Here is an 11,896-nt window from a genome sequence, read left to right on the forward strand (position 1 = left end):
TCAGACCTCCCGGCCGCGGGCCGCCCGTTCCTGCACGGCCGTCAGAATGACGGCGGCAACGAGGATGGCGCCATAGGCGATTTGCAGAACGTACGTGGAAACGTTGAAGGCGGTGAGCACGCTTTGCAGCAGGAAGATGTCGATCGCGCCGATGGAGGCGCCGATGAGCCCGCCGCGACCCCCGGCAAGGCTGACGCCGCCGAGCGCGACGGCCGCAATCGAGATCAGCGTATAAGCCTGTCCGATGTTCGGGTCGGCCGAGCCGATCAGGGCTGTCAACATCAGGCCCGCCACGGCGGCGAAGACGCCCGTGATGACATAGGCGATGAAGCGGACGCGGGTGACATCGACGCCGGCGGTATAGGCTGCGCGGTCGTCGCTGCCGATCGCCATCAGTTGATCGTAATAGGGCAGCCGGCGGATGGTCCACCAGGCGGCGAAGAGGGCGATCAGTGGCAGGGCCGACCAGGGGCCGGCCAGCGCCTTCAGCCAGCCCGGCGCCGGCCCGATGGGCGCGGGCAGGATGGTCAGGGTCACGCCGGTCAGCACGAGATAGGTCCCGAGCGTCGCCACGATCGGCTGGATTCGCACCAGCGTGGTCAGCGCTCCGTTGATGGCGCCGATCGCAGCGCCGATCAGGAGGGCTGCGGGAATGATGACGAGCGGCGACGAGATGCCTGCCTTCAGAAACAGAAGCTGGATGACGATGGCGTTGACGAAGCCCATCAGCGGCCCGACCGAGATATCGATGCCGCCGCGTCCCCCCAGAATGACAGGCGCGGAGGCCACCGCCGCGCCGATGAGCGGTGCTGCAAGCCCGATGAGCGACCCCCAGGCTGCCGGGTGGAAGCGTGCCGGGTTGAGGATGAGGTTGACGACGAGCAGGATGACGAGGAGCACGAACGCAAAGCCCGTATCGCGCCAGAGCCCGCCCAGTGTTCGCGGAAGCGCCTTCATCATGCCGCGCGTCCGAACATGGCGGCGATGACGGCATCGGTGGTCATGGCAGGCCCCTGCAGGTTGGCGACGATATCATGGTCGCGAAAAACGAGAACGCGATGGCACAAAAGCAGGATCTCCTCGATCTCGCTGGACAGAACGACCAGCGCCATGCCGTCCCGAGCAAGATCGCGAAAGACGTCATAGAGCACATGGCGGGTGGCGACATCGACGCCGCGGGTGGGGTCGTTGAGCAGCAGCACATCCGGCTTCAACGCCAGGGCACGCGCCAGCAGCACCTTCTGCTGGTTGCCGCCCGACAGCGTGGTGATCGCCGCATCCGGCCGCGGTGCGGCGATGAACAGCCGGTCGCGATAGACCTCGTAGCGCCGCGCGCGCTGGCCGGCGCTGATGAAGCCGAAGCGGGCATCCTCCGACACCGTGGAAATGGCGAAGTTGTCGAGGACGGACTGGGTGGGGAAGATGCCTGTCGCCCGCCGGTCGCGCGGGAGATAGGCGACATGGGCGGCGACGGCCTTGCGGAAATCCGTAATCCGCGTCTCGGTGCCACCCCGCTCCAGGGACACGGATCCGGCGAGCGGCTTCTGCAGGCCGGCGAGCGTTTCGAGAAATTGCTCCTGTCCATGCCCGTCGAGGCCGGCAAGGCCGACGATCTCGCCGGAGCGGATCTCCTCGATGATCGGGGTCGCGCCGCGCCGGATCACGAGGTCACGGGCATGAAGGCGTGCGGGATCAGACATGCAGTAACGCCTCGGCCGTTTGTGGCGCCATGGCTTTCAGCAGCTCCGCAGGCGTCGAGAGCCCGCGCTCCTCGGTCGTCACGACCTTGCCGCTGCGCAGGATGGAGATCCTGTCGGAAAGGCTCATCACCTCATCCATACGGTGGGTGATGAAGAGAAGCAGCGAGCCTTCCGCCGCCAGCTGGCGCATCAGGGAGAAGACGGACTCGCGGTCGGCATAATCGAGCGCGGCCGTCACTTCATCGAGAATAAGAACACGCGGGCGACGAACGACCGCACGCGCCAGAACGATCAACTGCTGTGCCGCAAGCGGCAGAGCGCCGGCTTTGACATCGAGCGGGACCGGCGTGACGGCAAAGCGGGCCAGCGCATCTGCCGCCGTCTGCCGCCGCTGGTCGCGCGGGACGTTCCGGTGCACGAGCCCGTCGAGCCCAAGCAGGATATTGTCCTCCACGCTCCTGTCCGGCGCGATCAGCACTTCCTGGAACACGGTGGCAAAACCGGCGGCTTGGAAATCCGCAGGCCTCCGCCCCAAAAACGGCGTCCCGTCCAGCAGCATCGTACCCCCATCCGGCTGAACGATGCCGGACAGCAATTTCACCAGCGTGCTCTTGCCGGAGCCGTTCTCACCGAGGATCGTGTGGATGGTGCCGGCACGGAACGCGATGCTGGCGCCGGCAAGAGCCACCGTCTCACCGTAGCGTTTTGACAGAGTGTTGATTTCGAGCATCGTACCGTCCGCCTGTGGCGGCGGGCCGTCCACCTGGAACGCGCCCGCCTCTCCCTCATATTATCGCTACTTCGCGCACGCATCGGGCGTGGACGCATAGTCCCAGCCGGGCGTGGGCTTGGCGCCGGTGAAGTAGGCGTCGAGCAGCGGTTCCGGCATCGGATCCTGCGGCGGAACCGGGAAGACGGACACGGAGTCCGGCATCATGCAGTCCTTGTACCAGTTCGGCAGATCGGCATTGTGGATGGCCGGGATCGGAATCATCAGCGTGTTCAGCTTCGGCTTCTGTCCATCCAGCATGCGCGCGCCGACGCGAAACAGCGTCTGCGCCGTCCAATGCGGCAGGAGCGCGTGGCCCTCGAAGCGGAACTTGTCCGGATTGGCCTTCCAGTAGCCAAGTGCATCGCCGGTCAGTGAACCCGTGATCAGCGGCGCAGGGCGGCCGGCTTCGGCAAAGGCTTCGGCCACGACGCGGCTTTCGCTGCCTGTGGTCCAGACCGCATCGATCGGCGCCGGATTGGTGGCGATTGCCTGAAAGACGACCGTCTTCGTGACGTTGGCCGTCCAGTTGCCGTTGACGTTGCGGGCAACCCTGAGCTTGGTGTTTTCGGCAAGCGCCTTGTCGCCGCCCTGCCGTTCCTGCACCACGATCGGATGGCCAGCAATACCTTCGACCAGGAGAACGCTGCCGCCATCCGGCAGAGCCTTGCCGACCGCGCTCATCATGTCGTAGCCCCAGCGCGCATAGTTGGAGTCGACATTGATCGCGTTCGGGCTGGTGACGGAACCGGCAGCCGTCACGAAGGGAATGCCGGCTTTCGCAGCCGCGTCGATGGCATCGTCCAGCGCCGTCGCCGAGCCGGGGATGGAGGTGATGATCGAGCAGCCCTTGTCCACGAAGGCTCGGATCTGGTTGATCTGCTGGCTGACGTCGTTGTTGCTGTCGGACACTTCGAAGCTGGCTACGGTCCCGTTCGCGATCAGCCCTTCCACCAGCCGCTGCAACTCCTTCGTCACGGTCACCCGCCACGGGTTGCCCTGATAGGATTCCGAATGGCACCATTTCCAAGGTTTTGCAGGGGCCGTGAAGCCATCCCAGGCCGACGGCAGAACCGCCTGCGGCGCGCCTTCGTACTGCGCCTTCAAAGGCTCCGGCAGACCGGCGACGACGGTGGCGACGGCATCCTGTGCCTGCGTGGCATGCGCGGACAGCACGAGCGCTGTTGCGGCCAGAAGGCCGTTGATCCTCATTTTCATCTCTCTCTCCTCCCGAATGTCCGGCTCCTCCGCCGGGATATTAAATCGTCTTGAAACTCTCGCGGAACAGGCGGTTGAGGTCGGCGACGACCTCTGCCGGCGGACGCTTTTCCAGAAGGCCGCGATTGATCCGGTCGGAAGCCGCCTGCTGGAACACCATGTAGCCATCGTGCCGCGGGCGAACCCAGGCAGTCTCCAGCGTTGCCCGCGTGGCACGGTAGAAATCGGCCGTCGTGGCGTTCACCGTCTCGTCGTCCCAGGCCGCCGCATGCCCCGGCTGCCCACCGGAAGCGGCATAGAGGCCCTTCTGGACATCGCCGCTGGCGATCCAATAGGCAAAGTCGATCGCTTCAAGGGGCGAGGCAGAAAAAGCGGAAACCGCGATGCCGGTGCCGCCCAGTGCAGACCCGACAGGGCCGTTCCGGCCCGCGGAGGGTATGTTGCAGAAGTGAATGGGCTTCTCCCGAAACCCGTCCATGGCATAGCTGACATAGCCGTAGATCAACGGCGTCATGGCATAGGTCGAGCCGGTATCCGCCATGGCTTCGAAGACGGCGATGGGGTCCATCTCGAAGCACATTGAGGGGACGAGGGCGGCGAGTTCCCGCAGCGCCTCGAACGCAGCCGCACCGGCCTCCGGCGCGATGAGTTCCTCGCCCTCGACGGCACAAGGCGTGCCTAGATTGGCCGCCAGCGTGTAGAAACTCATGAGGCTGTGCGGCGGGCGAAGCGGCAGCAGCACGCGGCCTTCGCGTGCGAGATCCAGCATGTCTACCCACCGCTGCGGGGGTGCGGACAGGAGATCCGGCCGAAAGGCCTGCACCTGCGTTGCCGCATCGATGGGCAAGCCCCATTGCCGGCCCTGCCAGTGATAGCTCGGAAAGGATGCACCAACGCTGCCGGCACGAAGAGCCGCTGCCTCCGCCGCCTTCTCCGGCACGTCGAGTGGCGCGAGGCAGTTCTCGCGCGTGATCTGGCCGACATGCGGATGATCGATGACGATGAGGTCGTAGGCCCGCGCCAGCTCCTCGACGGGATAGGTCTCGAAATCCTGCAAAGAGCGTTTGTCCCAAGTGATGGTGACGCCGGTCTGCTCCTGCCAGAGACGCGAGCAGGCGACCATCGGATCGTAGCCGCGCGGGTGGTTCCAGGTCATGCCCTTGAGGGTGATGCGGTGCGTGTTCACAGGCCAAACTCCTCACGGATCGCCGCGCTCTGCTCACCGATCCGGGGCGCTGCCCGATCGAACGTGGGGCGCACGCCATCGATCCTGAGCGGCGACCGCGTGGTGTGGATGGAGACGCCATCGTCGCGAGAGACCGTTTGCAGCATGTCGAGATGCTGAAAGCCGTCGCTTTCCATCAGCTCCTTCCAGTCCATCACCTTTGCGCACCAGATATCCGCCGGCTCCAGGATGGCGAGCCATTCGTCGATGGTCTTTTCGGATATGCGTTTGGCGATCAGCGCCTTGATCGCATCCCGCGCGGTAAACCAGCTCGACGGATCGTCCCGGAACATGGCGAGCTCGTCCATCTCCAGAAGGTCCGCCAGTTTCGGGATCGGGGTCATCGCGATGGCGAGGTATCCGTCGGCTGCGGGATAGACGCCGTAGGGGGCCGAGAGATAGGCGTGTGCACTGCGGAAATCCGAACGCTTCGGCAAACGACGACCGTCGTTCAGATGCGTGGTCAGCACCTCGAACTGCAGATCGACCAGAGCTTCGAGCAGGCTGGTTTCCACGTGACTGCCTTTGCCCGTCACGCCGCGCCGCACGAGCGCGGCAAGAATGCCCTGCGCGGCAGCCGCACCGGCCAGCATGTCGCCAATGGCGAGCCCGAAGGGTACCGGCCCCTGCCCCTCGTCGCCATTCAGCCACATGACGCCGGAACGCGACTGCGCCAGAAGATCCTGTCCCGGACGCGACACCCAGGGGCCTTCGTTGCCGTAACCACTGATCGAGCAGAAGACGATACGCGGATTGATCGCCTTCACTTTGGCATAGTCGAGCCCCAGCCGCTCGATGACGCCAGGACGGAAATTCTGGATGACGACGTCGGCGCTTTGCAGCAGTTTACGGAGCGCTGCGAGGTCGCCGGCGTTCTTCAAGTCGATCGCCAGGCTTTCCTTGGCGCGGTTGATCGCGTGGAAAATCGTGGAGTCGCCGCCGATCTCCGTATCGCTCAGGTAGAGCCGCCGCGAAAGGTCGCCGCCATCGGGCCGCTCGATCTTGATCACGCGGGCGCCGAGATCCATCAGGCGGAGCGAACAATAAGGGCCGGACAGGAACTGGCTCATATCCACGACAAGGAGCCCGCTCAAGGGAAGTTCGGTCTGGTCCGCTGCGGCTGGGGTTGTGAAGGCTGGAATATCGGATATGGGCATAACGGCTTACTTTTCGATGACGACGATGGCGCCGGGGTTCTTGTAGCGGACGGTCTGGAGATGCTTGCAGTAGAGCACCAACTCGCCCTCGCCCTTGAAGATCTCGTAGCTGGCCCTGATCAGGCCGAGATCCGCCGTGCGCGGCTTCTTCTCCATATTGGTCCGGATCGTGTAGATCGTGTCGCCGATGAAGACCGGCTTGATGAAGCGCAGCCTGTCATAGCCGTAGGAAAAGGCATTGACGCAATTCGTGGCGACGAGGCCGAGGCCTGCGGAAAAAACGAAGGCACCGGCAACGAGCCGACGACCGAAGACGCCGTCCCGCCGGGCAAACATCTCGTCCTGAACGTACGGATGGATGTCGGTCACGAGCGTGTTGAAGAGATGACTGTCGGATTCCCCAAGGGTGCGGCGCAGCGAACGGATCTTCTGACCGACCGGCCAATCCTCGTAGAACCAGTTCTCCGCATTCCAAACCGGGAGGCCCGCATGGTCTGCCGGCATATCCGAGGGAAAGGTGCTTTCCACACCCACAGTCGGCTGAAACGTCTCCACGAAGCTCCTCCTCCGCATTTTCTTATGTGAAGATAGTGTTCACATATGGATTGCTTTTGCAAGAGGCATCGACCATTCTCGCCACGGGAAAAGGAACCGTTGGAAGACGGTGGAAATGGGAGGAAGAGACATGGCGGAGCCTTGCCTGGTGTTTGTCGGATCGCTCAATCGCGAGGCGCCGTATTTTCAAGGCGCGCGCGGCACGGGCCTGACGGTCTTCAGCTTCGATGAGGATACGCTGGCGGTAGAGACGATTGCCGGCTTTACCGGCATCGACAACCCGACCTTCCTCTCGGTCACGCCGGATGGGCGCCGGGTCTATGCCAATTCCGAGATCTTCGGCTGGGCGGAAGGTCTGGTCTCTGCCCTGTCCTTCGATCGGGCAACGGGACGATTCGCGCCGATCGGCATGCAGCCGACCCTCGGCAGCATCACGGCGCACAATACACTTTCGGACGATGGCAGATGGCTGTTCGTCGTCAATTACGGCATGGGTGCCGGCGGACCGGATCAAGCGCTCGTGGTCTATGGCATTCGGGAGGACGGGAGCCTGACGCCACCTGTCTCCAGCGTGCAGCAGGCGGGAACCGGGCCGGATACCGAACGGCAGGAGCGTAGCCACGCCCATAGCGTTACGCGCATTGGGCCAAACCTGCTGCTGGTCGCAGATCTCGGTACGGATACGCTGACCACCTATACCATCGGAGACGAGGGCAGCCTGACGCGCCGCCATGTCTGCAAGACCGCGCCTGGGGCCGGTCCCCGGCATGTCGCACTTCATCCCGGCGGAGGCTGGATCTTCGTGATGAACGAGCTCGACTCGACCATTGCAAGTTACGCTGTCAGCACCGACGGCCGGCTGACGCCCGTCGATGCCAAACCCGCCGTACCCGAGGATTCCCGCGACGGCAATCACTGCGCCGATATCCAGATCTCGCCGGACGGTCGTTTCGTCTATGGCTCGAACCGCGGACACGACAGCATCGTCACCTTTGCCGTCAATGACGCCACCGGCCAACTGAAGCATGTCGCCCATACGCCCTGCGGCGGCGAGACCCCGCGAAACCTTGCGATCTCACCGTCAGGCCGGCACCTCCTTTGCGCCAACCAGAACGCCGACGTCATCACGATCTTCACGCGCGATGCGGACACGGGCAGCCTGACACCGAGCGGAAAGACGATCGCCGTGGGCACGCCCATGTGCATTCGTTTCGCGTGATCGGCCGAGAGGCCGGCAGGGTATGCCCGCCGGCCCTCCTCAGACTTACTTGCCGTCCTTCAGCTTGCCGACCTCTTCGGCACTCAGTTCGCCCACGGTGGTCACATCACCGTTCGTGATCTTCCACAAGCGGAAGGGACCGGTGATGTCGCCATACTGGTCGAAGCTGACCGGGCCGATGACGCCCTCATACTTCACAGGTTTGCCCTCCTTGATCAGCGCCAGGGCCTTGACGAACTCTTGCTTGCCGGCGTGGATCGGCGTGCCGCCGTCGGCCACGACCTCGCGCATCGCGGCCTTGATGGCCGCTGCATCCGATTTGCCCGCCTTGGCAATGGCAAGTCCGACGATCGCACCGGCATCGTAGGAACGATCGGCCGCCGGCGCCGACGGCGCGATGCCGCCGGAGAAGGCCTCGTAATTGGCGTTGAAATAGTCCGTCGAAGCGGTCGGGCTGGTGCCGGACGAGGTGCCGTAGGCATTTTCCAGATATTGCGCGCCAACGCTTTCGATGAAGTCCTTGGAGTTCATGCCGTCGTTCAGGAGGAACGTCTGCTTGCCGCCGCCGGAGATCCAGGCGCGGGCGATCGTCGCGCCATCCACCGGCGTGCTAACGAGGTAAAGCGCATCCGGCTCGCCCGCCATGGCGGCGCTTGCTTCCGAGGCATAGCTGGACTGCTTCTCGTTATAGGGCGTCGTGGTGGTGATGGTGCCGCCGAGCTTTTCGTAAGCCGTCTTGAACTCCCGCACCATGTTGACGCCGAAGTCGTTGTTGACGTTGATGATGGCGATCTTCTTCAGGCCCTGGTCGATCGCATATTTTGCAGCCGCCGTTCCCTGCAGCGCATCCGAGGTGATGGTGCGGAAGAACACGCCGTTCGTCTTGCCATCACGGCCGAGCGCAGTGAGCGTCGGCGACGAGGAGGCCGGCGAGATCTGCACGACGCCGGCCGGCGCCGTGACCGAGGTCAGGATCGGAATGGACACCGAGGAAATGATGCCGCCGATGATGACCGGCACCTTCTTGATGTTGACGAGCTGCGTCGCCTGATCGACGGCAACATTGCCCTGGCTCTGACTGTCGCGTGTATCGGCCACGACCTTGCAGCCACCGACGCCACCGGCGTCGTTGATGTCACGGAAGGCCATCTCGACGGATTTTGCCCCCGCCTGACCATATTCGCCAGCGGGGCCTGTCAGTTCCATGACGAGGCCGACGGTGATGTCGCAATCGGCCGAGAAAGCGGGCGATGTGGAGGCTGCCAGCGTGGTGAAAAGCGCTGCGAGCAGATGTGACGGTCTCATTCCTATTCCCCTTTGTTGAGATTGTATTTCATGATGGCGCCGTGACGGCCCGTGCGGTCGCGTTCCAGCGTATAGACATCGCCGTCCAGCGGCCGGGCTTCAGTAAGGACGTCTGCCAGCGCCGCATGGTCTTCGTCGTTCAGCACGATATCGCAAATGGCGAGATTGGCGGGCAGATGGCTGCGGTTGCGCGCACCGACGATGACGCCGGCAACGGTGGGCTTCGTCAACATGGCTGCACTCGCGACCGTCGCGATGTCGGTCTTGTGGCGGTCGGCAATGCGCCGCAGCGTCTGTAGAAGAGACTGGAAAAGGTCCCATCCACCGAAATCATCGATGATCAGCTTGTACTTGGTCAGCGACCGGTTTTCGAGCGGATGCTCCGGCTCCACCTGGCCCAGCCAGCGATCGCTGAGGAAGCCGCCGGCGACCGTGCCGTAGCAAAGCAAGGCAAACCCCTTCTCGCGCGCGAGGTCGACCATACGCTTTTCAGGTCGCTGGTCGAGCAGCGAATATTGCAGTTGAAGGGAGGCGACGGGAACGCCGGCATGAATGATCGCCGCCACGTGGTCTGCGTCGAAATTTGTCAGGCTGACCTTTCCGATCCTGCCCTCTTCCGAGAGTTCCTTCAACCAGCCGGCCGTCTCCAGCCAGCCGGGCACGTCGAGCGCCCACCAGTGAAACTGGACGAGATCGAGTGTCTCGAGGTTCAGCCGCTTGCGCGAGGTGTCGATCACGCCCTCGACATAGGCCTTGTCGATGGTGGGCAGGACGGCAAGGTCGGGCACGAACTTCGTATGGACCCGGATGCGCGACAGCGCCTCTGCACCCCGCAGGTTGCCATAGGCGAGCCGGAAGCGGCCGATCAGCTCCTCCACGCCGGTATAGATGTCGGCACAGTCGAATGTGGTGATGCCGGCATCTGCAAATGCGATCATATGCTCCACCGCAGAATCGGCATCGACAGCGCCATGGCCGCCGGCCAACTGCCAGCCGCCGCGGATGACGCGGGAAATCTCGTAGTCGGGGGCGATGGCGATGCGCTGCATGTCTTCAGGCCTATGTTTCGTCGTTCAAGGGGACTGCGGTGGTCGCGGCGTGGCTGAAACGTCGCCGGCCCAGGCGGGTGATCCGCAACCGCGTGGAACAGTTCGGGTCCGGACAGGCGATCTCCGCATCCGTCGTCATCCAGTCGTTGCGGTGGGTGGGCCGCTGCTTCGCCGCAAGCAGCGGCAGCACGGAGGCGAGCGAATAGATCGACAGGCCCTGCCCCACCGGCAGATGCAGCATTTCGCCGCGCAGCTCGAAATGATCGCCCGGCTTCGCGCCGCAATAGACCGCCCCGCCCTCGGGAATGACCACGTCCACGCGCAGATCGAACAACTCGAAGCCGTCATCGCCAGCCTCAGCCATAGCGCACCTCCACGTTTTGCTGTGCATCGAGCCGTCCCCGGATGAGGTCGAAGGAGCGGCTGATGTCATTGGTGAGCGAACGCAGCGCCGCATCCTCGTCGCGCGCTTCAAGCGCTGCGATCAGCGCCCAGTGATGATCGGTTGCGGCGAGCCCACCCTGCTCGTCGTGGATCTGCGCCGCCTGACGGATGATGGCGCCGGACTGGAGCCAGAGGCTTTCGACAATAGACAGGAGAACGGGGGAGCGGGCGACGCTGTAGAGATGAAAGTGGAAGCGCTGGTTCAGCGCGGAGGTGACATGGCCGATATCCTTGCCATGCGTCTCGAAGGCGGCATCGCAATCCACATTGGCCTGCTTCAGGATAGCGACATCCTCCCGCGTCAGATGCGGCAAGGCAAGCGAGACCATCCGTCCTTCGATGAGAATCCGGGCGCGGGCGAGATCGTCGAGCCGCGCGCGGGTGATGAGCGGCACGCGGACGGAGCGGTTCGGCAGCGACTCCAGCGCCTTTTCCGACACGAGACGCCCCAGCGCCTCGCGCACCGGCATGGTGCTGGTCTGCAACCGCTCGGCCAGATCGACGATGCGCAGCACGTCGCCGGCATCGAACATGCCGTTGATCAAAGAATTCCGCAGCTGAGCATAAACGCGATCCTGCAGCGTCTCGCGCCCGACCGGCGAGATCGCTTGCGTCTCGACGCCAGCGGCAGTGGGTGCGTTTCGCAGATCGCCTCCCGTTCCTATTGCCATCTCCCACGCTCCCGCGGCTGTGCGGTCTTCGATATCATGCTCCTCAGTTGACTGAGTTTGATCAAACATCACCGATCAAATCAAGTGCCTTCCGTGCGCCTTTGGGACCGCAACCGCGCAAGATGCCGAAGAAAGACCCTGACATCAGCGTTAAAATTAACCGTATAGATCGGTCGAATTTTAGAAATCGCGCATTTTTCTTCTTATTTAAGAAGTTTCGGGATTACTGTTCCTCGATATAAGGTGATGTATACTGACGAGGATCCTATGACCCATCACTCCGAAAACCAGGCTGCTTACTTTATGGGCTTCGCCGGTCTCGGCGCCATGCTGACGGCGGCGGGTACGGCGAAGATCGTTGCGCACCTGCCGACGGCAGACGCCTTCATCGGCTCGATCTGCGGCAGTTCGGCCGATGTTTCGGGCTCGATGTTTGCCGACGCCGTCCATTGCTGGGGCTGCCCGGCCGCCGCTCTCGGCGTCGCCCTCCTGGTGGCGACGACCATCGCCGCACGGCTGCGCCCAGCCGGTACTCTCGTGCTTCAACCGGTCCGCTAAAGCAGGCTCTCGACCGCCCCGCGGTC

General features: G+C 63.7%; 13 protein-coding genes. 2 read left to right on the top strand and 11 right to left on the bottom strand.

Annotated elements, in window-relative coordinates:
- The 7 genes from GA0004734_RS19380 to GA0004734_RS19410 form a co-directional block, all read right to left on the bottom strand.
- Nucleotides 1–957, bottom strand: coding sequence for an ABC transporter permease (locus tag GA0004734_RS19380; RefSeq protein WP_092938186.1), 957 nt, complete (start codon nucleotides 955–957; stop codon nucleotides 1–3).
- Complete coding sequence (locus tag GA0004734_RS19385) at nucleotides 957–1,700, bottom strand: ATP-binding cassette domain-containing protein (RefSeq protein ID WP_092937089.1); 744 nt, start codon at nucleotides 1,698–1,700, stop codon at nucleotides 957–959. Before GA0004734_RS19385 ends, GA0004734_RS19380 begins: the two co-directional genes overlap by 1 nt.
- Nucleotides 1,693–2,430 carry an ATP-binding cassette domain-containing protein gene (locus tag GA0004734_RS19390; protein ID WP_092937091.1) on the bottom strand — a complete coding sequence of 246 codons (738 nt, stop codon included), beginning with the start codon at nucleotides 2,428–2,430 and terminating at the stop codon, nucleotides 1,693–1,695. Before GA0004734_RS19390 ends, GA0004734_RS19385 begins: the two co-directional genes overlap by 8 nt.
- Nucleotides 2,431–2,496: 66 nt before the next feature.
- A complete protein-coding gene (locus tag GA0004734_RS19395; protein ID WP_092937093.1) occupies nucleotides 2,497–3,687 on the bottom strand; it encodes a substrate-binding domain-containing protein in 1,191 nt (396 codons plus the stop codon).
- A gap of 40 nt (nucleotides 3,688–3,727) precedes the next feature.
- Nucleotides 3,728–4,843: an ABC transporter substrate-binding protein gene (locus GA0004734_RS19400; protein ID WP_092938188.1), complete on the bottom strand. Its 1,116-nt coding sequence runs from the start codon at nucleotides 4,841–4,843 to the stop codon at nucleotides 3,728–3,730.
- 26 nt (nucleotides 4,844–4,869) lie between these two features.
- Nucleotides 4,870–6,069, bottom strand: a complete 1,200-nt coding sequence (locus GA0004734_RS19405) for a CaiB/BaiF CoA transferase family protein (RefSeq protein WP_092937095.1) — start codon at nucleotides 6,067–6,069, stop codon at nucleotides 4,870–4,872.
- Nucleotides 6,070–6,075: 6 nt separating this feature from the next.
- Nucleotides 6,076–6,624, bottom strand: a complete 549-nt coding sequence (locus GA0004734_RS19410) for a MaoC family dehydratase (RefSeq protein ID WP_092937097.1) — start codon at nucleotides 6,622–6,624, stop codon at nucleotides 6,076–6,078.
- 130 nt (nucleotides 6,625–6,754) lie between these two features.
- Here GA0004734_RS19410 and GA0004734_RS19415 point away from each other — a divergent pair, with 130 nt between their 5' ends.
- Nucleotides 6,755–7,843 carry a lactonase family protein gene (locus GA0004734_RS19415; RefSeq protein WP_092937099.1) on the top strand — a complete coding sequence of 363 codons (1,089 nt, stop codon included), beginning with the start codon at nucleotides 6,755–6,757 and terminating at the stop codon, nucleotides 7,841–7,843.
- A gap of 45 nt (nucleotides 7,844–7,888) precedes the next feature.
- On the opposite strand, the gene GA0004734_RS19420 is transcribed toward GA0004734_RS19415, so the two are convergent.
- Genes GA0004734_RS19420 through GA0004734_RS19435 form a run of 4 tightly spaced genes read right to left on the bottom strand, consistent with a single transcriptional unit; the run spans nucleotide 7,889 to nucleotide 11,312 of the window.
- A complete protein-coding gene (locus GA0004734_RS19420; RefSeq protein ID WP_092937101.1) occupies nucleotides 7,889–9,148 on the bottom strand; it encodes an ABC transporter substrate-binding protein in 1,260 nt (419 codons plus the stop codon).
- A gap of 2 nt (nucleotides 9,149–9,150) precedes the next feature.
- The gene (locus GA0004734_RS19425) at nucleotides 9,151–10,197 is read right to left on the bottom strand and encodes an aldo/keto reductase (protein WP_092937103.1); all 1,047 of its coding nucleotides are present in this window, start codon (nucleotides 10,195–10,197) and stop codon (nucleotides 9,151–9,153) included.
- A 10-nt stretch (nucleotides 10,198–10,207) separates the two neighbouring features.
- Complete coding sequence (locus tag GA0004734_RS19430) at nucleotides 10,208–10,561, bottom strand: TIGR04076 family protein (RefSeq protein ID WP_092937106.1); 354 nt, start codon at nucleotides 10,559–10,561, stop codon at nucleotides 10,208–10,210.
- On the bottom strand, nucleotides 10,554–11,312 hold the full coding sequence (locus GA0004734_RS19435) for a GntR family transcriptional regulator (RefSeq protein WP_092937108.1): 759 nt from the start codon (nucleotides 11,310–11,312) through the stop codon (nucleotides 10,554–10,556). The genes GA0004734_RS19430 and GA0004734_RS19435 overlap by 8 nt, the downstream gene beginning before the upstream one ends.
- A gap of 267 nt (nucleotides 11,313–11,579) precedes the next feature.
- On the opposite strand from GA0004734_RS19435, the gene GA0004734_RS19440 reads away from it, so the two are divergent.
- Nucleotides 11,580–11,870, top strand: coding sequence for a hypothetical protein (locus GA0004734_RS19440; protein WP_092937110.1), 291 nt, complete (start codon nucleotides 11,580–11,582; stop codon nucleotides 11,868–11,870).
- Nucleotides 11,871–11,896: the final 26 nt, after the last annotated feature.

The organism is Rhizobium sp. 9140, assembly GCF_900067135.1.
GTDB lineage: Bacteria > Pseudomonadota > Alphaproteobacteria > Rhizobiales > Rhizobiaceae > Ferranicluibacter.

Coding starts and splice junctions, on each gene's coding strand:
- GA0004734_RS19430 (WP_092937106.1), bottom strand. CDS start 10,561: ATGGCTGAGGCTGGCGATGACGGCTTCGAGTTGTTCGATCTGCGCGTG.
- GA0004734_RS19420 (WP_092937101.1), bottom strand. CDS start 9,148: ATGAGACCGTCACATCTGCTCGCAGCGCTTTTCACCACGCTGGCAGCC.
- GA0004734_RS19395 (WP_092937093.1), bottom strand. CDS start 3,687: ATGAAAATGAGGATCAACGGCCTTCTGGCCGCAACAGCGCTCGTGCTG.
- GA0004734_RS19400 (WP_092938188.1), bottom strand. CDS start 4,843: ATGACCTGGAACCACCCGCGCGGCTACGATCCGATGGTCGCCTGCTCG.
- GA0004734_RS19380 (WP_092938186.1), bottom strand. CDS start 957: ATGAAGGCGCTTCCGCGAACACTGGGCGGGCTCTGGCGCGATACGGGC.
- GA0004734_RS19405 (WP_092937095.1), bottom strand. CDS start 6,069: ATGCCCATATCCGATATTCCAGCCTTCACAACCCCAGCCGCAGCGGAC.
- GA0004734_RS19385 (WP_092937089.1), bottom strand. CDS start 1,700: ATGTCTGATCCCGCACGCCTTCATGCCCGTGACCTCGTGATCCGGCGC.
- GA0004734_RS19415 (WP_092937099.1), top strand. CDS start 6,755: ATGGCGGAGCCTTGCCTGGTGTTTGTCGGATCGCTCAATCGCGAGGCG.
- GA0004734_RS19440 (WP_092937110.1), top strand. CDS start 11,580: ATGACCCATCACTCCGAAAACCAGGCTGCTTACTTTATGGGCTTCGCC.
- GA0004734_RS19425 (WP_092937103.1), bottom strand. CDS start 10,197: ATGCAGCGCATCGCCATCGCCCCCGACTACGAGATTTCCCGCGTCATC.
- GA0004734_RS19435 (WP_092937108.1), bottom strand. CDS start 11,312: ATGGCAATAGGAACGGGAGGCGATCTGCGAAACGCACCCACTGCCGCT.
- GA0004734_RS19390 (WP_092937091.1), bottom strand. CDS start 2,430: ATGCTCGAAATCAACACTCTGTCAAAACGCTACGGTGAGACGGTGGCT.